The sequence below is a fragment of the Devosia sp. GW821-FHT12F11 genome, assembly GCF_058806655.1.
The window spans coordinates 185,252-207,518 of the sequence record NZ_JBXAPX010000010.1; the positions used below are offsets into that span (position 1 = coordinate 185,252).

Genomic DNA, 22,267 nt, shown 5'->3' on the forward strand with positions numbered 1-22,267 from the left:
TACATCACCTCAATGCACACATCACTGTGGGCCGGCACGTGAGTCTGTGCATAATCACCTCGACCATCATCGAGGGGCCGAGCCTTGCAGATTTCTCCCGTCACCGCCGTCCAGCGGGCCCTTGCCGCCCTCGCCGCCTATGACGACCCCGCAACCTTCATCAGCCTGAAGCCTGAAGCCACGCTGCTGGCCGAAGCCAGAACCCTCGAAGCCGCCGGCCCGGCCGGCAAGCCGCTCTACGGGCTGATCTTTGCGGTGAAGGACAATATCGACGCGGCTGGCCTCCCGACCACCGCCGCCTGCCCCGACTTTGCCTATACACCCGAGGCTTCCGCCTTTGTCGTGGCGCGGCTTGAGGCGGCGGGCGCCATCGTGCTGGGGAAGACCAACCTCGATCAGTTCGCCACCGGCCTTGTCGGCGTCCGTTCGCCCTATGGCGTGCCGCGCAATGTGCAGCGCGCCGACCTGGTGCCCGGCGGTTCGAGCTCCGGCTCCGCCGTGGCGGTGGCCGCCGGCATCGTCGATTTCGCGCTGGGCACCGACACCGCCGGTTCGGGCCGCATCCCCGCCGGGATGAACGGCATTGTCGGGCTGAAGCCGACGCTCGGCCTGTTCTCGGCCAGCGGCATGGTGCCGGCCTGCCGGACGCTGGACACCATCTCGGTGTTCGCGCGTGACGTCGCCACCGCCTTCCGCGTCACCACGGTGGCCGCCGCCTATGATGCCGCCGACGCCTTTTCGCGCCCGTTGCCGGCGCCGGCCCTCTCCGCCGCGCCGCCAAGCCTGCGGGTCGGCGTGCCGCTACCGGCGCAGCGGAAATTCTTCGGCGACGCGGCGGCCGAGGCCTCCTATGCCGCTGACCTCGAACGCCTCGCGGCACTCGGCGCCGAGATCATCGAGGTGGATTTCGAGCCGCTGCACGCCGTGGCCCGGCTGCTCTATGAGGGGCCGTGGGTCGCTGAGCGCTATGCCGCGACCAAGCGCCTGCTCGAGGCGAGCCCGGATTCGTTCCACCCGGTGACCCGCAAGATCATCGAAGGCGCCCGCGGCCTCACTGCCGTCTCGGCCTTCGAGGCGACCTACAAGCTGATGGATCTCAAGCGCGCCGTGGCGCCGCTCCTCGCCCGGCTCGATTGCCTCGCGGTGCCCACCGTGCCGCGCGCCTATGCCGTGGCGGAGCTCACGGCCGACCCAATCACCCTCAACTCCAACCTCGGCAGCTACACCAACTTCGTCAACCTGCTCGATCTCGCCGCCCTCTCGGTGCCGACTGCCGCCCGCTCGGACGGCTTGCGCGGCAGCCTGACGCTGATCGGCCGCGCCGGCGGCGACGGCTATCTCGCCGGCATCGGCGCGGCGCTCATGGGCGAGGCTCTGGACGCTCCGTTGCGGGCAACAGCGGAGCGCATCGAGATCGCCGTGGTCGGCGCCCACCTCTCCGGCCTGCCGCTCAACGGCGAGCTGACCAGCCTCGGCGGCAGCTTCCTGCGCACGGCCACCACCACGCCCGATTACCGGCTCTTCGCCCTCCCCGGCACCACCCCGCCCAAGCCCGGCCTGCTGCGCGTCGCCGACGGCACCGGCGCGGGCGTCGCCACCGAAATCTGGTCGCTCGACGCGGGCGGCTTCGGCGCGTTCGTCGCCAAAATCCCCGCGCCCTTGGGCATCGGCACGCTTCGGCTGGCGGATGGCACCACCGCCAAGGGGTTCGTGGTGGAAGCCGAGGCGGTCAAGGGCGCCCGCGATATCTCGGAGTTCGGCGGGTGGCGGGGGTTTCTGGCGGCCGAGGTGACGGGCTAGCGACCTACCGGCAACCGACAGACCGGTGCGGGAAGAGCACCCCCACCCCTGTCCCCTCCCCGCAAGGGGGAGGGAGACGCTCTCACTGGCGTCAGTGTTTTGGTCTCCTCCCCCCTTGCGGGGGAGGGACAGGGTGGGGGGTGCTCTGTGTGAGCCGAACTATCCGCACGCTGTATGCGTTGCCCTAACGGAAGCGAACAACGCCCCTAAACCCGGCTAAACCGCTCATACGCATCGCCGACAATCGCGATGTGCTTCCGCATCGCGGCTTCCGCCTCGGCGCGGTCCCCGCGCAATATCGCTTCGACGATCAGCCCGTGTTCGGCGTGAGATTGCTGCAGGCGCCCGCGCGCCCCGAACTGCGCCCGGCGGAACGGCTGCAACCGTTGCCGGGTCGAGATGGTGATCTCGCTGAGATAGGCGTTGTGCGCGCCCTCGTAGATCGCCGTGTGGAACGCGTCATTCGCCTCGGCATAGCCGGTATTGTCGCCGGCCCGGACGATGCCGGCCATATGAGTGTGCTGCGCGTCGAGCGCCTCGCGCTCGGCCGCCGTCATCATCTGGGCGCAGAGCCCGGCGCACAGCGCCTCGAGGTAGCCCATCACCTCGAACATGCCGGCAAGCTCGTCCGGCGCGGGCTTTGCCACCAACGCGCGGGCATGCGGTTTCTGGTCCACCAGGCCGCTTGCCGCCAACAGCCGCAGGGCATCGCGCACCGGGGTGCGCGACACGGCGAACTCGCCGGCCAGCTGCGTCTCATCGAGCGGCGTGCCGGGTTCCAGCTCGCCCGCAATGATGCGACTGGCCAGCACGCGGCGGATCTCCTCGCCGGAGGTGCGTTTCAGCATAGTCCCCTCTAGTCCCGCGTAATCCAGTTCTACGCGTCGATGACGCTGACATGCGCCGCCGCGACGCGCCAGCCATCCGGCATCCGTATCCACGTCTGCATCTGCCGTCCAACCCGCCCGGGGACGCTGTCGTGCGAAAACAGCGTCGCAGCAATCGCCGTGTCAGGCCCATAGGTGGTGATCACCGTCTCGGCGAGCCGCCGGTCGGCCCCGGTGGAACGGCGGAGCAGCCGGAATGCCCGGATCGCCTCGCTGCCATAGAGGTTCTCGCCGATGCCGTAGCGGACGGTCAGCGGGCTATCGAGGAACAGTTCGTCGAGCACCGCCACGTCGTTGTCGACCAGCGCCGCCTCGTAGCGCGCGAACACCGCTGTGACCTCGGCCAGCACCGCGGGATCATTGACCATCATGCCGCCACTGCCTCTTCGAGCGCCGCGAGCGGCGTCACCCAGCCGACAATACCGCCCTGCGCCGTGATCATCTTGAGGGTCGCGGCCTTGAACTCGGCGAAATAGCTCTCGGTCGCATCTTCGATCAGCAGGCACTCATAGCCGCGGTCATTGGCTTCGCGCATCGAGGTCTGGACGCAGACTTCCGTGGTGACGCCCGCGAACACCAGATGGGTGATGCCGAGCTCCACCAGCTGTTCGTGCAGGCCCGTGGCCCAGAACATCCCCTTGCCCGGCTTGTCGATGACCATCTCGCCTTCGAGCGGCGCCAGCGCATCGACGATCTGGTTGCCCGGCTCGCCCCTGACCAGCAGGCGCCCCATGGCGCCGACCTCACCGATATGCAGGCTCGGGTTGCCGCGCCGGATTTTTGAAGGCGGGCAGTCGCTGAGATCCGGCTTATGCGCCTCGCGGGTGTGGATCACCGGCCAGCCCTGAGCCCGGAACAGCCCGAGCAGCGCCGCCGTCGTCGGGATGATCGCCTCGAGCCGCTTGACGTCATTGCCGAGCGAATCCCCAAAGCCGCCGCGCTCGATGAAATCGCGCTGCATGTCGATAATGACGAGCGCCGTATGCGTGGGGTCGAGCGTGTAGGGATAGGGCCGCGAGGGAACGGAGATCATCGGGGAACGCCAATAACGAAAGAGCCGCGGCAAGGGATGTGGAGGGCGAGGTATGCGGTCGGGCCGGTGCCTGCGGCCACCCCCCTCCCGGCCTCCCCCACAAGGGGAGAGGTGTCGCATCGAGTTTGTGGCACCGTCGTGCCCCCACCACCGGCGGGCACCTCCCCCCTTGTGGGGGAGGTTGGGAGGGGGGTGGCCCCACGCTCTGTTGCGCCAAGCAGTCTGGTGAGGGGGCCCATGCCACGGACCCAATCAAGGGCCCCCTCACCCGGCGCTGCCCACCGCCAGCCTCTGCCCCAAGCGTGGGGTTTCGTCTGCCCTGTCGCGGCCGCAGCGTCCATCTCAGTGTCCCGCCATGTGTTGTCCGATAGTGTTCCGGTCGGTGTCCTCGATGCGGGCCACGTAGTTGATCGTGCCGCCCGACATCACCGCCACCCGGTCGGCGAGTTCGAGGATCTCGTCGAGGTCCTCGCTCACCAGCAGCACCGCTGCCCCGCGATTGCGCTGCTCCATGATCTGGCTGCGGATATCGGCCACCGAGGCGAAATCCAGCCCGAAGCAGGGGTTGGCGACGATCAGCACGTCGACATCGCCACTGAGCTCGCGCGCCAGCACCGCCCGCTGCACATTGCCGCCCGAGAGCGTCTCGATCGGCGCATCCGGCCCCTGGGTTTTCACCCGGTATTTGGCGATCAGCTCCTTGGCCTTCTCGCGCATCGGCCCGGGCGACATCCACCAGCCGAGCTTGGCCACCGGCGGCTTGTCGAACGAGCGGAACGCCAGGTTTTCGGCGACGCTCATCCGCGGCACGGTGGCGTTTTTGAGCGGTTCCTCGGGCAGGCCGAACACCTTGTAGCGATCGAACGATCCGCGCTTGGGCCGGAAGAATTCGCCATTGATGTAGATGCCGCCATCCGACAGCGGCCGCTGCCCACTGAGCGCCTCGACCAGCGCCGATTGCCCATTGCCCGATACCCCGGCAATGCCGACGATCTCACCGGCTTTCACCTTGAGATTGACCGACTTGATCGCCGGCAGCCCGTCATTGTCCTCGGCGAACAGGCCGGCGAGCTCCAGCCGGTCGGCCCCTTCATTGTGCTTCTTGCGCGCCGCTCGTTCGCGGATCGCCGTGTCGCCGATCATCATGGCGCTCATGTCCGGCACGCTCACCGTCTTGGCATCGCCCGCCCCGGTGAAGCGGCCGCGCCTCAGCACGGTGAAGTGGTCGCAGAACGCCTTCACCTCGCGGAACTTGTGCGAGATCATCAGCACGGTGATCTCCTTGCGGTCGGCCATGCCGCCCAAGAGCCCCAGCATCTCGTCGGCCTCGCCCGGCGTCAGCACCGAGGTCGGCTCGTCGAGGATCATGAAGCGCTGGTCGAGATAGAGCAGCTTGAGGATTTCGAGCTTCTGCTTTTCGCCCGCCGACAGCGACGAGACCGGCGTGTTCATCGGCACCCGAAACGGCATCTCGGCCATGAACGCGTCGAGATGCTTCTTCTCCTTGGCCCAGTCGATAATCGCCGGCGCATCGGCGCGCGAGATCACCAGGTTCTCCGCCCCGGTGAGGCAGGGCACCAGGGTGAATTGCTGGTAGACCATGCCGATGCCGTTGGCCCGCGCGTCGCGCGGTGAGCGGATCGAGATTGGGTTGCCGTCGAGCCTGACCTGCCCCTTGTCGGCGCTGTAAAAGCCCATGATGCATTTGACCAGCGTCGACTTGCCGGCGCCGTTCTCGCCCAAGAGCGCATGGAACGAGCCGGCTTCGACCTTGATCGACACATCGTCGAGCGCCACCAGCGGCCCGAACACCTTGGTCATGCCGATGGCTTCGAGCGAAGGCGCGCGACCGGCCATCACAACACCTCGATCAGTGCGGCAGACGTGGCCACGGCGCCGAACACTCCGCCCTGCATCTTGATCATGTCGATGGCGGCGAGGTGGTTGTCGTATTTGGTGGCGGCGCAGCAATCCTCGAGCAGCACGCATTCGAAGCCGCGATCATTGGCCTCGCGCATCGTGGTGTGGACGCAGACATCGGTGGTGATGCCGGTGAGCACGATATTGCGGATGCCCTTGAGCCTCAGGATAAGTTCGAGGTCGGTGGAAGCGAACGAGCCCTTCCCCGGCTTGTCGATGATCGCCTCGCCCGGCTCCGGCGCCAGTTCCGGGATGATCTCCCAGCCCGGCTCGCCGCGCACCAGGATGCGCCCCTGCGGCCCCTGGTCGCCGATGCCGGCGCCGATCCGCTGCGAGCGCCAGCGCTTGTTGGCCGGCAGGTCGCTGAGGTCCGGCTTGTGGCCCTCGCGGGTGTGGATGATCGGATAGCCCTTGGCCCGGAACGCGGCCATCAGCCGTTTCAAGGGTTCAATGGGCGCCCTGGTCAGGGAAATGTCGTAGCCCATCGAGTCGACATAGCCGCCCACCCCGCAGAAATCGGTCTGCATGTCGATGACCACCAGCACCGTATTGTCGGGCCGGAGGTCGCCGTCATAGGGCCAGGCATAGGGCGTCGAGGCGATGGTCTTGCCACCGGGCACGGCAGCAGCATCGATCCGTTCGTCGGCAAGGCTCATTCGGCAGCCTCCTGCAATGTCTCGCCATAGCGGCGCGTCGGCTTGGCAAAGCCCGAGGGCGTACCGTCGGTGACCTTCACGCTCGCCTCCCAGGGCAGCCGGTACTGCCCGGCGACGAGATCGTGCATGAAGCTGTACGGGCAATCCTGCGCGCCACCGTCGACGGCGGTGAAGCCGCGGTGACCGAGCTGGTAGATGTTGTTCTCGACGCCCCAGTTGGCGCGCGCCTCGCGCACCAGGTCTGGGCGCACCTCGGCGGTGATGATCTCGTCGGCCCGCCCGGTCGTGCCCTCGGCGATAATGGAGCCGTCGAAATCGACGATCATCGCCTCACCCATCGAGTCGAACGTGCCGTCCGAGCCGCACATGCAGACATTCGCCGTCACCATCAGGTTGTGAAAACTGTTGGCCTGGTTGGTGAAGCGCCAGGCCTGCCGGATCGGCGCGGTATAGCCGGCGGTGCGCAGCATGATCTCGGCGCCTTTGTAGGCCGCCTCGCGGGCCATCTCGGGGAACATGCCGTCGTGGCAGATGATCAGGCTGAGCTTGGCGCCCTTCGGCCCCTCGATGACGGGGATGCCGAGATTGCCCGGCTCCCAGGGTTCCACCGGCACCCACGGGTGGAGCTTGCGATAGTAGAGCTTCAGCTCGCCCTGATCGTCGATGACGACGCCGGAATTGTACGGGTTGCCGCCGGGGTTCAGCTCCATGATCGAGAAGCACCCCCAGATCCGGTGCTCCTTGCAGGCCGCCTTGAACGCCGCGACCTCCGGCCCATCCAGCGAACACATGATCGCCGGGTTGGTATCCATCGACAGCCCGTGCAGCGCGTATTCGGGGAACACCACGAGGTCCATGGTCCCGAGGTTCCGTCGTGCCTTGCCGACCATCTCGACGATCCGCGCCGTCTGCCGCTTGAGGTCGGCGGGCGTTGCCACCACCGGCAGTTGCAGCTGCACCAGCCCGATCACCACGCCATTGTCGGATTTGTTAAGACCGCCCAGTCCGCTCATGACAAAGCTCCGCTCATCGGAACGTTCCTATTTGGTGATCGACAGTTCGCCCGGCACATCCCGCGCCGCGGCTTTCGAGCCGGCGGAAATGATCATGATGATCAGCGTCAGGATGTAGGGGGCGGCGTTGAAGAAGTAGTAGCCCTGGGAAATGCCGATCGATTGCAGCGACGGCCCGAGGGCCCCGGCGGCGCCGAACAACAGGGCAGCGAAGATGCACTTGATCGGGTCCCAGCGCGCAAAGATCACCAGCGCCACCGCCATCAGCCCCTGGCCGGAGCTGAGCCCCTGGTTCCAGCTGCCGGGGTAGTAGAGCGACAGAAACGCCCCGCCGATCCCGGCAAGAAAGCCCCCTGCCGCGGTGGCAAGGAACCGCACCAGGTCGACCGATACGCCCATCGCCTTGGCCGATGCGGCGCTGTCGCCGGTCATCCGGACGATCAGGCCCCAGCGGGTATTCCTGAAGGCCCAGAACATGAAGACGGCAAGCGCGATGCCGACAAAGAACAGCGGATTGACCTGCAGCGCCTGGGCCAGAGCCGGGTTGCCGGTCCAATCGCCCAGCGGAATGGCGTCGAGCCGCGGCGCGGTCGGCTGGATGAACGGCTTGCCGAAGAAGAAAGCAAGGCCGGTGCCGAAACTCATCATCGCGATGCCGACGGCGATATCGTTGACCCGCGGCAGCTTGCAGATATAGCCGTGCAGCGCCCCGAGAAAGAGCCCGGAGCCGCCGGCGGCGAGGACGCCCAGCCAGGCATTGCCGGTGAGGTAACTCACCGCATAGGCGACCATGGCGCCGAGCACCAGGTTGCCCTCGAGCCCGAGGTTGATGCGCCCCGATTTCTCGGTGAGCGTTTCGCCTAGCGCCACGAACATGAAGGGCGTCGACACCCGGATGGCACCCCCGAGCATGGCGATGAGCACGGTGACCAGCGCGTTGTCCATCAGGTCCGCTCCCCCGTTGCCTTGGGCTGGAAGATCTTCAGCCGCCCGTAGAAGGTCTCCGACACCAGAAGCACCACGAACATCATCCCCTGCAGCACCAGGATCGTCGCATCGGGCATCCCCATCCGCCGCTGGATCACCCCGCCGGCCGCCGCCAGCGCCCCGAAGAGGATCGCCACCGGGATCACCGCCAGCGGGTTCTGCCGGGCGAGGAAGGCGACCAGGATGCCGGTAAAGCCATAGCCGGCGACCAGCGAGGCATTGGCCTGGCCGTGGATCGCCGCGACTTCGAAGAAGCCGGCGAGCCCGGCGGCGGCGCCGGCAATGGCGCAGCAGACCACCATCAGCCAGCCCACCGGCAGGCCCTGCGCCCGGGCGGCCCTGAGGTTGCCGCCGGTCATCCGGGCGGCAAAGCCGAACGTCGTGCGGCTCATCAGCACCCAGAGCAGCAGCGCCAGCACCACGCCCGCCGCAAAGCCCCAGTGCACGTCGGTGCCGGGGATCGCCCCGATCCGGTAGGCATCGCCGATCGGCATGGTCGAGGGCTTGTTGGCCGAGGCTGGGTCGCGCAGCGCCCCCTCGACGAAAAAGTTCATGATGGCGATGGCGATGTAGCTCATCAGCAACGAGGCGATGGTCTCGTTGACGCCGCGCGCATATTTGAGCCAGCCGGTGAACCCGACCCACAGCCCGCCGGTCACCACCGCGGTGAGCGCCATGACGAGCAGCGTCAGCGGTACGGGCACGGTGTTCGAGACCAATGGGATGGCGATGGCGGCAGCGCTGAAGCCGCCCAGCACCAGCGCCCCTTCCCCGCCGATCATGGTGAGCCCGATGCGCGCCGGAATGGCGAAGGCGAGGCCCGTGAGGATCAGCGGCGCGGCGCGCTGCAGCGAATTCTGGATCGAGAACGACGAGCCGAAGCCGCCGGTCCAGATCAGCTGGTAGAACTGCAGCGGGTCCTTGCCGATGGCGAGCAGGAACAGCGCAAACAGCACCGCCGAAACGACGAGCGCCCCCACCGGAATGCTCACTGCTTCGGCGAGGCGGAGCAGGCCAAGGCTCGGCCCGGCCTTGGCCGGGATCGCGGCGGTGTCGGCGGTTTCAGCGGTCATGCGTGCCTCCGTCAAAGCCGCGATCGTTGCCTCCCCCCTTCCCAGCGCCGCTAGGTCGCTTCGCTCCCAGCTCTGCTACCCTCCCCACCAGGGGGAGGGTGAAGAGGTGCGACCGGCCGGACCACAGCGTCACCTCCCCCCTTGTGGGGGAGGTAGCGCAGCTCGGACCGCAGGTCCGTAGCGAAGCTAGGAGGGTGGTGGGCAACACGCGCCTCACCTTACGTAATCGACCCCTGCACGCCCTCGAGCAGCCAGTTCATGCCGTCGAGATACAGGTCGTAATTGTCGTAGTCCTTGTCGACGACGACGTTGCCGGCATTGTCCTTGAGTGTGCCCTTGTAGATCGGGGCGCCGGCGACCAGCGCAGCGATGGCGGCATCGGCCGCGGCGATCGCCTCAGGCGTCGCGCCTGCGCCATAGGGCGTGTTGCGCAGCATGTCGTTATTGTAACCGCCGACGAGGAAATTGGGTGGGGTTTTGCCGGCGGCGATGTCGTCGGCGTAGGATTTGTAGATCGTCTCCCACTTGTATTCGGCGCCGGTGATGAAGCCCTTGGGCGCCAGCGGCGCCTGGCTGGCATTGTGGCCGGCGGTCTTCACCCCGCGCCCCTCGGCGGTCTCGATCACCACCTTCGGGCTATCCACGTGGCAGGTGATGACTTCGCAGCCCGCATCGACCAGCGCGTTGGTGGCCTCCGCCTCGCGCACCGGCAGGCTCCACTCGCCGGTGAAGATCACCTGTACCGTGGCATTGGGGTTCACCGAGCGCGCCCCGAGCAGCGCCGAGTTGATATTGGACAGCACCGACGGAATGGGCTTGGCCGCCACAAACCCGATCTTGCCGCCCGAGGAGAGCCCGGCCGCGACGCCATTCACGTAATGCGCCTGGTTCAGGTACGGGAAATACGAGCCGGCATTGGCCGGGTCCTTGTCCTTGTTCCACAAGGGCGCTGCATGCCGGAAGGTGACGTCAGGATACTTCTTGGCCAGCTCGACCACGAACGGGTTGTAATAGCCGAACGAGGTGGCGAGGATCAGGTTGGCGCCGTCGAGGTTGATCATCGACTCCATGGACTTGGCCACGGCGTCGGTCTCGGGCACATTCTCTTCTTCCACTACGGTGATGCCGGGCAGTGCCTTCAGCGATTCCACCGATACGGCATGCGCCTGGTTCCAGCCGAAATCGTCCTTCGGCCCGACATAGACAATGCCCAGCACGACATTGGTCTGCGCCCGGGCGATCCCGAATGGCAGCGCCGATGCGGCAAGCCCGGCTGCACCGACCTTGAGCAACCTGCGGCGTGAGATAGCGGTTAGTGTCATGACGTCTTCCCCTGGATTGCACCTTTGGGCGCCGCCTCGCGGCCCGGCGCCGGTATCCACCGAGGTCAATGCAATCCATGTGCCAAGCCGCAGCGGCGCCCGATCAGCGCCATTCCATCAACGATTCCAGCGTATTGAGTGGAATGACTGGAGAATGCCGCTTGCCCGGCTTGAGCAATGAATGCTTAATGCGTCCGCACTGCCGATCAACTTGCCTAATGTTTGATCATGTGCACGTGCATTGCATACAATACGTTGACCATCGCTAACCAAGGACGTCTCGCCCATGGCTGACTGGATACCGATTGCCCTGAGCCGCGACGTGCCCGTTGGCGTTACGCGGGCGGTGATCGTCGACACCCGCGAGGTGATGATCTGGCGTGGCGAGGATGGCGTGGCGCGGGTCTGGGAGGATCGCTGCCCGCATCGCGGCATGCGGCTCAGCCTCGGCTTCGTGCGCGGCAATGCGCTGAACTGCCTCTACCACGGCTGGCAATATGGTGCCGGCGCCAACTGTCTGCGCATCCCGGCCCACCCGGATCTGACCGTACCACCCACCATCCGCGCCAATGCCTATGCCGCGGCCGAGACCGGCGGCATGGTGTGGATGACCGGCGACAGCGCTGACCCGCCGCCACTGCTGCCCGCGCTGACCCCGGTGATCAGCCTCGCCGTCGCAGCAGCGCCGGAACGCGTGCTTGCCGTGCTGGGCGGCTCGACCGCCGAGCCGCTCATCGCCCTGCCCTTCGCCGGCGGCACGCTGCAGGTCGGCTGGCACCGCGTGCATGCCGCAAAGACCATGCTGCACGCGACTGCCACCGGCGCCGATATCGCCGCCGCCACGGCGCACCTGCGTGCCCTGCGCCAAAACCTCGAACAGGGAGCCGCCGCATGAGCCTCACCGACGACGGAGCCGCGCTCGACCAGTGGTACACGCTCGGTGCGCTCCAGGATTTCCCCGCAGGCGCCGAAGTTCGCTCCCGCCTCCTCGGTGAAGATCTCACCGTCCGGCGGCTTGCCGATGGCGTCGAGGTCCGCGCCGCCGGCCGCACCCTCCCCGTCCGTACCGATTACGGGCACCTGTGGACCAGTTTCGGCGCCCCAGAACGCGACCTGTTCGAGCTGCCCGAAAGCCGCGAACCAGATCGGCGCTGGATCCATTGCGGCCCGGTCCGCGTCCGCGCCTCCGGCCTGCGGCTGGTCGAGAACTTTCTCGATCTGGCCCACTTCCCCTATGTCCACACCGATATCCTCGGCTCCGAGGATCACCCGGAGGTGGCCAAATACGAGGTCGAGCAGCGCCGCGATGTCGATGAGCTCTGGGCCACCAAATGCGAGTTCTACCAGCCCAAGGCCGCTGCCGCTTCCGACGAGGGCCAGATCAGCAAGTACATGTACCGGGTGGTCAGCCCCTTCAACGTCATGCTCTACAAGACCCCGCCCACCGCGCCCGACCGCTGGGACGTCATCGCGCTGTTCGTCCAGCCGGTCGATGAAGCCATCTCTGTGGCGCACGCCTTCATGCTGGTGATCGACGACACCAGCACCGACGCCGAACTCAGCGCCTTCCAGCAGATGATCTTCGTCCAGGACAAGATCGTGCTCGAGAACCAGCGCCCCTCGCTGCTGCCGCTGCAGCCGGGCCGCGAAACCCCGACCCGCGCCGATCTGAGCTCGGTGCTCTACCGCCGCTGGCTCAAGGAAAAGCAGCTCCGCTTCGGCACGGAACCCAGAACGGACCTGCCGCATGCCTAAGCTCTACGACTACGTACTCTCGGGCAGCTGCTACAAGGTGCGCCTGCTACTCAGCATGCTCGGCATCGCCTACGAGACGCAGGCGGTCGACTTCTTCCCCGGTCGCGAGCACAAGCGTCCGGAATTCCTGGCGCTGAACCCGCTCGGCCAACTGCCGGTGTTCGAGGACAATGGCCTCGTCCTCCGCGACGCCCAGGCGATCCTCTGCCACCTCGCCAACAGATACGACGCCACCGGCCAGTGGCTGCCGCGCGACGAGCGCTTCGGACCGATCATGATGTGGCTGAGCTTTGCCGGCGGCGAGCTGATGGCCATCTCCGGCGCCCGGATGATCGCCATGCTGAACTACCCCGGCGATCTCGCCACCCTGCAGGCCAAGGCCCGCACCGCCCTCCGCCTCCTCGACGACCACCTCGCCGACCGCGCCCAGGCCGGCGGTCTATGGATCATCGGCGCCACCCCCACCATCGCCGACATCGCCATGTTCCCCTACGTGGCGCTAAGCCACGACGCCGGCATCGGCCACGAGGACTTTCCGGCAATCAACCTCTGGCAACGCCAGGTCCGGAAGCTGCCGGGATTTGTGGGGATGCCGGGGGTGCCGGATTACTTCTAGCTCCCCTCCCCCTTGAGGGGAGGGGCGGGGGGTGGGGGTGGTTCTGTGATCACCGATGGCCCCCACCCCCAACCCCTCCCCTCAAGGGGGAGGGGAGCCGCACCGTCACGGTGAGCGGCCGCCCCGCACCTCAAACCCATTCCCCACCGGCCCCGCCTCGTCCACCGCCTCGATCGTCTCGACCAGCGCTTCGAGCGGTCCGAGCGTGCACGCCATTTCCAGCGCCCCGACCAGCGCCTCAGGCCCGGCCGCAACCAGCGTCACCGCCGATCCGTCGGCGCTCACCCAGCCGCGGATATCGAGCCAGCGCGCCCGTTCGGCGACGAATTCCAGATAGCTCGCCACCTCCAGCCGGCCGCTGATCGCATAACGTCGGCGCACCGGCGCGCCGCCTTCGACATCGGTGGAATAGTGGTTGTGCATCGCGACTAGGCTAGGTGGTTTCAAAGGTGCGGTCGAGCATCTCAGGCGTCCCAGTCTGGGTCCCTTCTCCCTAAGGGGTCGCAGGACGAGGGCGTAGCCCTCGCCTGGAGGTGGCGTGTAGCGCTGGTTGAGGGGTGAGGTGGTGCCACATGCTGGACGAGCCAGCATGCTGAGAAGCTGAGCCCCTCACCCGAGCTCCCCTAAGGGGCGAGGGGGCGATGCGGCACCGCCAGCAGTTCTTCCTACCCCACCCGCGCCGTCGAGCCGCGCTCGACCAGGGTCACCGGCAGCACCAGGTCCTCGGGCGGCCGCTGCCGGTCGTCGAGCCGCGAGATCAACAGGTCCGCGGCGCGGCTGCCGAGCTCGGCCAGCGGCTGGCGGATCGTGGTCAAATCGATCAGCGGCCAGCTCGCCCATTGCATGTCGTCGAAGCCGAACACCGAGACGTCGCCTGGCGCGCTCATCCCGCTATCCTTCAGCACGCTCAGCGCCGCGATGGCGACGAGGTCGTTGACGCAGGCGATCATCGTCACCTCGCGCCGGCGAATGGCGGCCACCGCTTCGGGCGGCAGCTGCGGCACCAGTTGGACGTTCATTTCCCACACCAGCTCCACCCGGCCCGCCGCCGCATCGACGAACCCCTGCCGGCGCTCGAAACTGCTGGTGAGATCCTGGAAGCCCGACAGCATCCCAATGCGACGATGCCCGAGCGCGATGGCGTGCTCGGCCATCAGCCTTCCGCCCGCATAATGATCGGCATGGACGCTATCGAGCCCGGGGAATTTCGCGTCGAGCGAGACGATCGGGAACAGCGGCGGGTCGGCGAGCTTGAATTTCGGGTGCAGCAGCGCCACCGCGCCATCGACGCCATGCTTGGCGAGGGTGCGCACCACCTTTTCCTCGCGCATCGGCGCATTGCCGGAATCGATCACCAGCGTCGCATAGCCATGCGCCTCGGCGCGCAACTGCACCGCCTGGGCGATTTCCGGGAATACCGGGCTGGTCAGGGTGGGCAGGATACAGCCGATAATGTTGTTGCGGCCGGTCTTCAGTGCCCGCGCCGCATTGTTGCGCGAATAGCCCAGCTCCTTCGCCACGCGCCGAACCAGCGCATCAACTTCCGGCGTTACCTTGTTGAGATCGTTGAGAACATAGGACACCGTCGCCGAGGAAACCCCGGCGACTTTCGCCACATCCTTGATGGTCGGGCTCCTGCCCCTGCTCATCTGATCCCCATGCCCCGCCGTCGCCATCTGTGGACGAAGTTCGTAGCGCTGCCAAGTGGTTAGCGGACTACGACGAAATCTGTCTTGACTCCTCCTATAGCACCTCGCTTATCTATTTACACGATTAAACGACCTGATCGTTCAGTTTCATCGGATCGCTCTGGAGGAGTTTTCATGTCCAAATCGGTAACCCGCGTGGCGCTGCGCCGCGCTGCCCTCGGGCTGGTCAGCGCCACCGCGCTGCTCGCCGCCACTGCTGCCGGCGCGCTCGCCGCCGACAAGGTGCTGCTGCTGGTCAACGGCGCGCTCGGCGACAAATCATTCTTCGACTCGGCCAACAAGGGCATCGAGGAGATCAAGGCAAAGTACGGCGACGAGGTCGAGACCAAGGTGCTCGAGATCGGCGACGATCCGACCGGCTGGGAGCCGGCGCTGCTCGAAGTGTCGGAGCAGGATTGGGACCTGATCATCGGCGGCACCTTCTCGCTCAGCGAAACCCTGGGCGCCGTGGCCGAGCAGTACCCCGACAAGAAGTACATCCTGTTCGATGCGAGCCTGCCCTTCGAAGGCGGCGCCTACCCCAACGTCTACGCCGTGCAGTACAAGCAGAACGAAGGCTCCTATCTCGGCGGCATCCTCGCCGCGGGCCTGTTGAAGTCGGGCCTGCCGGCTGACGCCGGCACGGCGCTCGGCTTCCTCGGCGGCATGGATATCCCTGTCATCAACGACTTCCTCGTCGGCTACATCGCCGGCGCCCAGTCGGTCACCCCGGATATCAAGGTGTCGGTTGCCTATGCCGGCTCCTTCACCGATGCCGCCAAGGGCAAGGAACTGGGGCTCGCCCAGTATCGCTCCGGCGTGGCGCTCGGCTTCATCGCCGCCTCGCAGGCCGGCCTCGGCCAGGCCGCTGCCGCCAAGGAAACGGGCAAGTTCGTGCTCGGCGTCGATTCCGACCAGGAAGCCATCTTCGCCGAGAGCGATCCGGCGATTGCCAGCCAGGTGGTGAGCTCGGTGCTGAAGAACGTCGATGTCAGCCTCGTTCGCGCCTACGACCTCTACAAGCAGGGTAAGCTCCCCTTCGGTTCGGCCGAGACGGTCGGCCTCGCTGAGGGCGCCGTCGGCATCGTCGAGACCGGCAATTACGAAAAGCTCGCTTCGGCCGAGACCAAGGCCGCCATCGCCGACGCCAAGGCCAAGATCGCTTCGGGCGAGGTGGTCGTCCCGACCGCCTTCGGCATGGACACCGCCGCGATCAACGCCATCCGCGACGCCGTCCGTCCGTAAGCCCCGATGAGCAACTCGCCGCACCTGGCCGAGGGCCCCATCGTCTCGTTCCGGGGAGTGTCGAAGACCTACCCGAACGGCACCGTGGCCCTCACCGATGCCACCTTCGATATTCGAAGGGGCTCGATCCATGCCATCTGCGGCGAGAACGGCGCCGGTAAGTCCACCCTGATGAAGATCCTGTTCGGGCTCGAAAGCCCGAGCGCCGGACAGGTCTTGATCGATGGCGCCGCGGTCGATACCGCGACGCCCGATTTCGCCGGCAAGCACGGCATCGGCATGGTGCACCAGCATTTCTCGCTGGTCCCCATCCTCACCGTCACCGAGAACATCATCCTCGGCCACGAGCCGCGCTCTTCGATCTTCATCGATCGCAACAAGGCGCGTCGCCAGGTGGTTGAATTGAGTCAACGTTTCGACCTCGCGGTCGACCCCGATGCGCGCACCGACACGCTGTCGGTGGCGGCGCAGCAGAAGGTCGAAATCCTCAAGGCTCTGGCCCGCGACACCCGCCTGCTCATCCTCGACGAGCCGACCGCGGTGCTGTCGCCACCCGAAATCGAGGAGCTGTTCAACCGTCTGCGCGACCTGTGCGCCGCCGGCATGACCATCCTCTTTATCTCGCATAAGCTGCATGAAGTGCGGGCGCTGGCCGAAACCGTCACGGTGCTGCGCGCCGGCAAGGTGGTGGGCACCACGCCGCTCGCCGAGGTCGACGACACGACAATCACCCGCATGGTGATGGGCCGCGATGTCGACGTGCCGCGCCGCCAGCGCCAGCGCATCGACGCGCCGGGAGTGCTCGAACTTGACCGCGTCTCCACCCGCTCGCCCGACCCGGCCGACCGCATCGAGGACATCTCGCTTACCATCCGCGCCGACGAAATCGTCGGTATTGCCGGGGTCGATGGCAGCGGCCAGCGCGGCCTCGTCGGCGTGCTGAGCGGGCTGACGCATCCAGCCGCTGGCACTATTCGTCTGGCCGGCGCCGACATGTCGCGCGCCGCCGCGCCCGATTGGCGCAAGGCCGGCCTCGCCTACCTGCCCGCCGATCGCTACGCCCGTGGTGGCACCGCCGCCCTGAGCCTTGCCGACAATGCCATTGCCGGCACCGATGGCGACAAGACGCTGCAATGGGGCCCGTTCCTGCGTCGCGGCGCCATCCGCAAGCGGGTGCAGCAGATGATCGCCGATTACGCCGTGCGGGCCGGCGGCACCGGCGAACGGCTGGATTCGCTGTCGGGCGGCAACGCCCAAAAGCTGATCGCGGCGCGTGAACTCGGCGGCGCGCCGAAACTGCTGATCGCCGACCAGCCGACCCGCGGCGTCGATGTCGCCGCCGCTGCCCTGCTGCATGGCCGCATCGACCTCGCCGCCCGCAACGGCGCCGCGGTGCTGCTGATCACCGCCGACCTCGATGAGCTGCTGCGCCTCGCCGACCGGGTGCTGGTGCTGTTCAACGGCCGGATCGTCGCCGATCTCGAAAACCATGCCGGCCTGACGCCCGCGGCGCTCGGCCCCTATATGCTCGGTCTGGAGACGGCCGCATGACCCGCGCCATCCTCGCCGGCCTTACCGAATTCGCCCTCACCGCCCTGGTCATCGGCTTGGTGATCCTCGCCGTGCTGGTGCCGCTGGCGCTGTCGCAGCCCGACCCGCTCGAGGTGCTGCGGCTGTTCGTCCTCGGCCCGTTCGGCACCATCCGGCATATGGGCAATATCCTCGAGGCGGCGACGCCGACCATGATGACGGGGCTTGCCGCCACCATCATCTTCCGCGCCGGCATGTTCAACCTGGGCGTCGAGGGCAGCTTCTTTCTCGGCGGCCTCGCCGCCGCGGCCACTGCCGTGCTGCTGCCGCTCACCGGCTTTGTCGCGACGCCTGCCGCCATCCTGATCGGTGCGCTGGTCGGCTCGCTCGCCTGTATCGTGCCGGGTTACCTGCGGGTGCGCTTCGGCGCCTCCGAAATGGTCAACTCGCTGGTGCTGAACTTCGCCTTCCTGTTCGCCGGCGTCTACGTGCTCAACTACGTGCTGCGCGACCCCAATGCCGGGGCGCTGATGTCCTACAAGCTGCCGGCTGATTTCACCCTCGATCGGCTGCTGCAGGGCACCCGCCTCCATACCGGCGTTATCATCGCGTTCGTTGCGTGCCTCCTCGGCGGCATCTGGCTCTATGGCACCCGCTCCGGCCTCAATGTCCGCATCGTCGGCTCGAGCCCGGGCTTTGCCAGCCATCTCGGGCTCGCCTCGTCGAAGCTCCTGATGCAGGCGCAGATCGCCGGCGGATTGATCGCTGGCATGGCCGGCGCCATCGAGGTGCTCGGGCTCTATAGCCGCTTCTCCTGGACGGCCCTGCCCGGCCATGGCTGGACCGGCATCACCGTCGCCATCCTCGCTCGCGAGAACCCGTTCCTCGTCATCCCCGCCGCTTTGTTCCTCGCCTATCTCCAGGTCGGCGGCGACATGCTGGCGCGCAACCTCGACGTGCCCTCCGAAATCGTCGGGTTGGTGACGGCCGCCATCATGCTGGCGGTCACCGCCGGCGCCATCTTCCGCCACCCCGCCTTCCTGCGGCTGATCCGCGACATCAAGGGCAAAGAAGCGGGCGAGGAGCAGGGCGCATGATCGAATTCTTTGGCGCCATTGCCGACCCCGCCGTCTTCGCCACCGTGCTCAGGGTAATGACCCCCCTGCTGCTGGCGGCGCTCGGCGTGCTGATCTCCGATCGCGCCGGTGTGCTCAACATCGGCATGGAGGGCATCATGCTCTCGGGCGCGCTGATCGGCGTGCTGGTCAGCGCCGCCACCGCCAACCCGTTCCTCGGGCTCTTCGCCGCGCTCATCGGCGGGGGCCTGCTCGGCGCGCTGATGGCGTTCTTCATCAACGGACTGGGGACCCAGTTCATCATTACGGGCATCGCGTTGAACATGGCGGCGCTTGCCGCGACGACGCTGGGCCTGTTCCTCGCCACCGGCGACAAGGGGATGTCGGGCGCGCTGAAAAGCGGCGTGCTGCCCAATATCGACATCCCCTTGCTCGGCGGCGTGCCGATCCTCGGCCCGCTGCTCTCCGGGCACCATATGCTGACCTATCTCGCCATCCTCGCCGTGCCGGCCGTCGCCATCATGCTGGCCCGCACGCCGTTCGGTCTCCATATCCGCGCCGTCGGCTCCGACCCCAAGGCGGCGGCCGCAGCCGGCATCTCGCGCAACCGCGTGCAGCTCTATGCGCTGAGCCTGTCGGGTGTGCTGGGTGGCGCCGCCGGCGCTTACCTCTCAATGGGTTATGTCAGCTGGTTCGCGCAGAACATGACGGCCGGGCGCGGCTTCATCGCGCTCGCCGCCGAAGTGATGGGCATGGGCACCGCCTGGGGTACCTTTGCTGCCGCTGCCGTGCTCGGCATCGCCGAGACCGTCGCCATCACCATGCAGACCAAGGGCCTGCCTAACGAACTGATGCAGATGATCCCCTACATCGTACCGGCTGTGATGCTCACCGTTTACGCGGCGCGCCGACAGGCCAAAGCCCGCAAGATTTCCTGACCACCCCTAGAACCGAAGGTAGCCCATGAAAGCCTGGGAACTGACCCGCGACCTGCTGCGCGACACCCTGCCGATCGTCCGCACTGCCGAAGAGCAGACCTGGGACGCCAGCGCCATCATGAATGGCGGCGACATGCTGATGGCGATGTACTGGCAGAGCAACGTGCCCGGCTCCGCCGCGCCCGAATGCCTGATGGCCGGCGCGCTGCAATCGCTGGAGAGCAAGGGGTTCGTGCTCGCCCCCTATGGCGACCTGCTGCAGCAGGGCCTCGCGGCGCTGGCAAAGAAGGACTACGAAACGCTCTACACCATCGACTATCGCCTGCGCGCCATCATGCGCGCCGCCGTGGCCGACCCCAATCACAAGAGCCAGCAGACCCTGCGCTATGCCGACTGGGCGACCTTCGATGCCGATGTCACCTGGCCGGCCGATACCGCCGTCGATGTGGCGAGCCCCGATTTCCTCGACCGCACCCGCGCCGCCTGGCTCGGCCAACTGGTCGGCGCCGCTGCCGGCACCGCGCTCGAAGGCTATACCGCCGAGAACATCGCCAAGGTGTTCGGCCCGATCCGCGATTACGTGCGCGAGCCCAACACCTATAACGACGACATCACCTTCGAGATCGCCTTCCTCGAGGCCTTCGCCGACAAGGGCCACGCCGTCACCGGCGCCGATATCGCCGAGCGCTGGACCGCGCTGATCCCGATGGGCTGGTCGGCCGAAGCCGTGGCGCTCGCCAGCATCCGCCGTGGCCTGTTGCCGCCGCTCACCGGTTCGCTCGACAACCCGTTCGACGAGTGGATCGGCGGCCAGATGCGCGGCACCATCTGCGGCATGGTCGCCCCCGGCCAGGCCCGTGAAGCCGCCCGCCTCGCCTGGCTCGACGCCGAAATCTCCGCCGCCGGCAACGGCATCCTCGGCGAAGTGTTCAACGCCGTGCTCGCCGCCCGCGCCTATACCGAGACCGACAGCAAGGCGCTGCTGGTTTCAACCATCGCGCTGTTCTCGACCCGCACCGAATACGGCGCCGTCCTCGCCTTCGCCCTCGAGGCCTGCCGCAACTCGCCGGACTGGCAGACCGCCTGGGCCAAGTGCGATGCCGAATACATCGAGTACAACTGGATCCACGTCTACCCAAATGCCGCGGCGCAGGTGGTAGCGCTGTGGTTCGGCAATGGCGATTTCGATCTGACGCTGGAAGTCATCTGCGGCATAGGCCACGACGTCGATTGCAACGCCGCCCAGATGCTCTGCGTCCTCGGCATCCAGCAGGGCAGCGCCATCATCGCCGACCGCTGGTCCGCTCCGCTGCTGGTCGACGACATCGTCACCTACATGCGGAGACCGGCGAAGATCGCGTTCGACGATCTGGTCGGGCAGACGGTCGAGGCAGTGCGGAAGGCCCGCGCGTAAGCGGCCACCTCGCACCCCTGGCGCCCCTATCGTCCCCTCGCCCCTCTAGGGAGAGGGCCAAGGTGAGGGGCGCCAAGCACACCGGCCTGTGACTAAGGAGGGCGCGCCAAGATTGCCGACCTCAGTCGGGTCGGTTCACCTCGGCTCCGGCGGGAGAGGGACAGGTCACGGCCGCCCGATGTACCGGCTCTTCAATCGAGCCAGCCGGCCGACGTAGCGACCTTTCGACACGACGGCAGGCTGTAGCTCACCCGGCCCGATGAGCAGGAGCAGTGGGCCGGGACAGCTCCGGTGTAGCCTGGCACTAGACCGGCAACTGGCGTCGAGGGCCGGCAAGCCTGTCGCTTCGATGCCGGTCATCGACATAGGAACGGAGTTGCGAGAGAAACGTCCGGACTTCGCCGGGTAATGGGCCGGCGAGGAAAGTTCGCCGTCCCGCGGCCGACAACATGTCCGCTGCCTCCGTTTGCTGAAGCAGCGCCTCGCGCCGGACGCGGTGCTCAGGTGATAGCGGCAACGCGTCCGCCGCATGGAGCAGGGTCAGCAGTTCATGCTGGCGATGGATTGCGGCGAACACTTCGAACTGCTCGACCGCCGTCGCGGCACAGCCGATGAGCAGCGCGGTAGCACGCTGTCCCGCCCCCAGGCAGTCGTAACTTACGCAGCCGGCATAGCCTCGCTGCTTCCGCGAGGCATGGATCCGGCAGCGGCAATCGCTGCCGAGATGGATGCACGGTGTGCCCGCCGGCTTGTCCTCGGCAAACAAGGCTGAGCGGTCGAAGGCGAGCACCACGCAGCAGAGCCCGGCGCAACGAGCACAGTCGGCGCGCAACATCGCGACGTCCATGAGGATCTCCAGAACGGTAGTAGCAGTGAGGGTCGCACTCCGCAGGGACGTCGTGGCGTTTGCCACAAGCGTCCGGATGGTGCGGGATCGAGCAATTGGGCCGTAGAGTCTGACGACGTTGCTGTCGTTCTTGCACCGTGGGCGCCGCCCCACATCCCCTCGCCCCTCCTAGGGGCGCGATAGCGCTCCCGGGGGAGAGGGTCAGGGTGAGGCGCGCCAAGCACACCGGCCGAGGGGTGCAGCGCTTCAGCGAACGCCGCCGGCCTTGGCGACAACATCGCTGAGCATTGCATGCGCTTGGCGCCCCTCACCCCGCGGATGAAGCCTTCGGCCTCATCTGCCCCCTTTCCCCCGGGAGCGCTATCGCGCCCCGCAGGCGGAGAGGGTGCACCGACTGCGAGCACACATTCGGGGCGAAGCCTGTCGGGTTATCGGACAAAGCAAAACCCCGCCGGCTTTCGCTGGCG

Annotated in this window: 21 protein-coding genes; 9 read left to right on the forward strand and 12 right to left on the reverse strand. The window is 67.0% G+C overall.

Annotated elements, in window-relative coordinates; translation table 11 throughout:
- Positions 1-84 precede the first annotated feature (84 nt).
- Entirely contained in the window at positions 85-1,800 is a 1,716-nt protein-coding gene (atzF, locus tag AC1ROK_RS25885; protein ID WP_492852325.1) for an allophanate hydrolase, read from the forward strand.
- 206 nt (positions 1,801-2,006) lie between these two features.
- Here atzF and AC1ROK_RS25890 read toward each other — a convergent pair whose 3' ends face one another.
- The 9 genes from AC1ROK_RS25890 to AC1ROK_RS25930 form a co-directional block, all read right to left on the reverse strand.
- On the reverse strand, positions 2,007-2,648 hold the full coding sequence (locus AC1ROK_RS25890; RefSeq protein ID WP_492852327.1) for a GntR family transcriptional regulator: 642 nt from the start codon (positions 2,646-2,648) through the stop codon (positions 2,007-2,009).
- Positions 2,649-2,677: 29 nt separating this feature from the next.
- Positions 2,678-3,058, reverse strand: a complete 381-nt coding sequence (gene hpxZ / locus AC1ROK_RS25895; protein ID WP_492852329.1) for an oxalurate catabolism protein HpxZ — start codon at positions 3,056-3,058, stop codon at positions 2,678-2,680.
- A complete protein-coding gene (locus AC1ROK_RS25900) occupies positions 3,055-3,720 on the reverse strand; it encodes a cysteine hydrolase family protein (RefSeq protein ID WP_492852331.1) in 666 nt (221 codons plus the stop codon). The genes hpxZ and AC1ROK_RS25900 overlap by 4 nt, the downstream gene beginning before the upstream one ends.
- Positions 3,721-4,062: 342 nt before the next feature.
- Positions 4,063-5,577: an ABC transporter ATP-binding protein gene (locus AC1ROK_RS25905; RefSeq protein ID WP_492852333.1), complete on the reverse strand. Its 1,515-nt coding sequence runs from the start codon at positions 5,575-5,577 to the stop codon at positions 4,063-4,065.
- Complete coding sequence (gene biuH, locus AC1ROK_RS25910) at positions 5,577-6,296, reverse strand: biuret amidohydrolase (RefSeq protein WP_492852335.1); 720 nt, start codon at positions 6,294-6,296, stop codon at positions 5,577-5,579. Before biuH ends, AC1ROK_RS25905 begins: the two co-directional genes overlap by 1 nt.
- A complete protein-coding gene (locus tag AC1ROK_RS25915) occupies positions 6,293-7,309 on the reverse strand; it encodes a formamidase (protein WP_492852337.1) in 1,017 nt (338 codons plus the stop codon). Before AC1ROK_RS25915 ends, biuH begins: the two co-directional genes overlap by 4 nt.
- 27 nt (positions 7,310-7,336) lie before the next feature.
- Positions 7,337-8,254 carry an ABC transporter permease gene (locus AC1ROK_RS25920; protein WP_055877676.1) on the reverse strand — a complete coding sequence of 306 codons (918 nt, stop codon included), beginning with the start codon at positions 8,252-8,254 and terminating at the stop codon, positions 7,337-7,339.
- Positions 8,254-9,369 carry an ABC transporter permease gene (locus tag AC1ROK_RS25925; RefSeq protein ID WP_492852340.1) on the reverse strand — a complete coding sequence of 372 codons (1,116 nt, stop codon included), beginning with the start codon at positions 9,367-9,369 and terminating at the stop codon, positions 8,254-8,256. The genes AC1ROK_RS25920 and AC1ROK_RS25925 overlap by 1 nt, the downstream gene beginning before the upstream one ends.
- A gap of 218 nt (positions 9,370-9,587) precedes the next feature.
- Positions 9,588-10,691, reverse strand: coding sequence for a BMP family ABC transporter substrate-binding protein (locus AC1ROK_RS25930; RefSeq protein WP_492852342.1), 1,104 nt, complete (start codon positions 10,689-10,691; stop codon positions 9,588-9,590).
- A gap of 286 nt (positions 10,692-10,977) precedes the next feature.
- On the opposite strand from AC1ROK_RS25930, the gene AC1ROK_RS25935 reads away from it, so the two are divergent.
- The 3 genes from AC1ROK_RS25935 to AC1ROK_RS25945 are packed head-to-tail and all read left to right on the forward strand — an operon-like array spanning position 10,978 to position 13,062.
- Positions 10,978-11,586 (forward strand): Rieske 2Fe-2S domain-containing protein, encoded by a 609-nt coding sequence (locus tag AC1ROK_RS25935; RefSeq protein WP_492852344.1) that lies wholly within the window; start codon positions 10,978-10,980, stop codon positions 11,584-11,586.
- On the forward strand, positions 11,583-12,446 hold the full coding sequence (locus AC1ROK_RS25940; RefSeq protein WP_492852346.1) for an aromatic ring-hydroxylating dioxygenase subunit alpha: 864 nt from the start codon (positions 11,583-11,585) through the stop codon (positions 12,444-12,446). The genes AC1ROK_RS25935 and AC1ROK_RS25940 overlap by 4 nt, the downstream gene beginning before the upstream one ends.
- A complete protein-coding gene (locus tag AC1ROK_RS25945) occupies positions 12,439-13,062 on the forward strand; it encodes a glutathione S-transferase family protein (RefSeq protein WP_492852348.1) in 624 nt (207 codons plus the stop codon). The genes AC1ROK_RS25940 and AC1ROK_RS25945 overlap by 8 nt, the downstream gene beginning before the upstream one ends.
- A 105-nt stretch (positions 13,063-13,167) precedes the next feature.
- On the opposite strand, the gene AC1ROK_RS25950 is transcribed toward AC1ROK_RS25945, so the two are convergent.
- Together AC1ROK_RS25950 and AC1ROK_RS25955 are read right to left on the reverse strand one after the other, a co-directional pair.
- Positions 13,168-13,485: an acylphosphatase gene (locus tag AC1ROK_RS25950; protein ID WP_492852350.1), complete on the reverse strand. Its 318-nt coding sequence runs from the start codon at positions 13,483-13,485 to the stop codon at positions 13,168-13,170.
- Positions 13,486-13,727: 242 nt separating this feature from the next.
- Positions 13,728-14,711: a LacI family DNA-binding transcriptional regulator gene (locus tag AC1ROK_RS25955; RefSeq protein WP_492852352.1), complete on the reverse strand. Its 984-nt coding sequence runs from the start codon at positions 14,709-14,711 to the stop codon at positions 13,728-13,730.
- A 174-nt stretch (positions 14,712-14,885) separates the two neighbouring features.
- Between AC1ROK_RS25955 and AC1ROK_RS25960 the strand changes: the two genes are divergently transcribed.
- From AC1ROK_RS25960 to AC1ROK_RS25980, 5 genes are read left to right on the forward strand one after another with little or no spacing between them, the layout of a single operon-like run.
- Entirely contained in the window at positions 14,886-15,995 is a 1,110-nt protein-coding gene (locus AC1ROK_RS25960) for a BMP family ABC transporter substrate-binding protein (RefSeq protein ID WP_492852354.1), read from the forward strand.
- Between the two features lie 6 nt (positions 15,996-16,001).
- Entirely contained in the window at positions 16,002-17,546 is a 1,545-nt protein-coding gene (locus tag AC1ROK_RS25965; protein WP_492852356.1) for an ABC transporter ATP-binding protein, read from the forward strand.
- Positions 17,543-18,622, forward strand: coding sequence for an ABC transporter permease (locus tag AC1ROK_RS25970; protein ID WP_492852358.1), 1,080 nt, complete (start codon positions 17,543-17,545; stop codon positions 18,620-18,622). The genes AC1ROK_RS25965 and AC1ROK_RS25970 overlap by 4 nt, the downstream gene beginning before the upstream one ends.
- Positions 18,619-19,539 (forward strand): ABC transporter permease, encoded by a 921-nt coding sequence (locus AC1ROK_RS25975; RefSeq protein WP_492852360.1) that lies wholly within the window; start codon positions 18,619-18,621, stop codon positions 19,537-19,539. The genes AC1ROK_RS25970 and AC1ROK_RS25975 overlap by 4 nt, the downstream gene beginning before the upstream one ends.
- 25 nt (positions 19,540-19,564) lie before the next feature.
- Positions 19,565-20,953 carry an ADP-ribosylglycohydrolase family protein gene (locus AC1ROK_RS25980; protein WP_492852362.1) on the forward strand — a complete coding sequence of 463 codons (1,389 nt, stop codon included), beginning with the start codon at positions 19,565-19,567 and terminating at the stop codon, positions 20,951-20,953.
- Positions 20,954-21,257: 304 nt separating this feature from the next.
- Here the strand turns inward: AC1ROK_RS25980 and AC1ROK_RS25985 are convergent, their stop codons facing one another.
- Positions 21,258-21,800: a hypothetical protein gene (locus tag AC1ROK_RS25985; RefSeq protein ID WP_492852364.1), complete on the reverse strand. Its 543-nt coding sequence runs from the start codon at positions 21,798-21,800 to the stop codon at positions 21,258-21,260.
- Between the last annotated feature and the right edge of the window lie 467 nt (positions 21,801-22,267).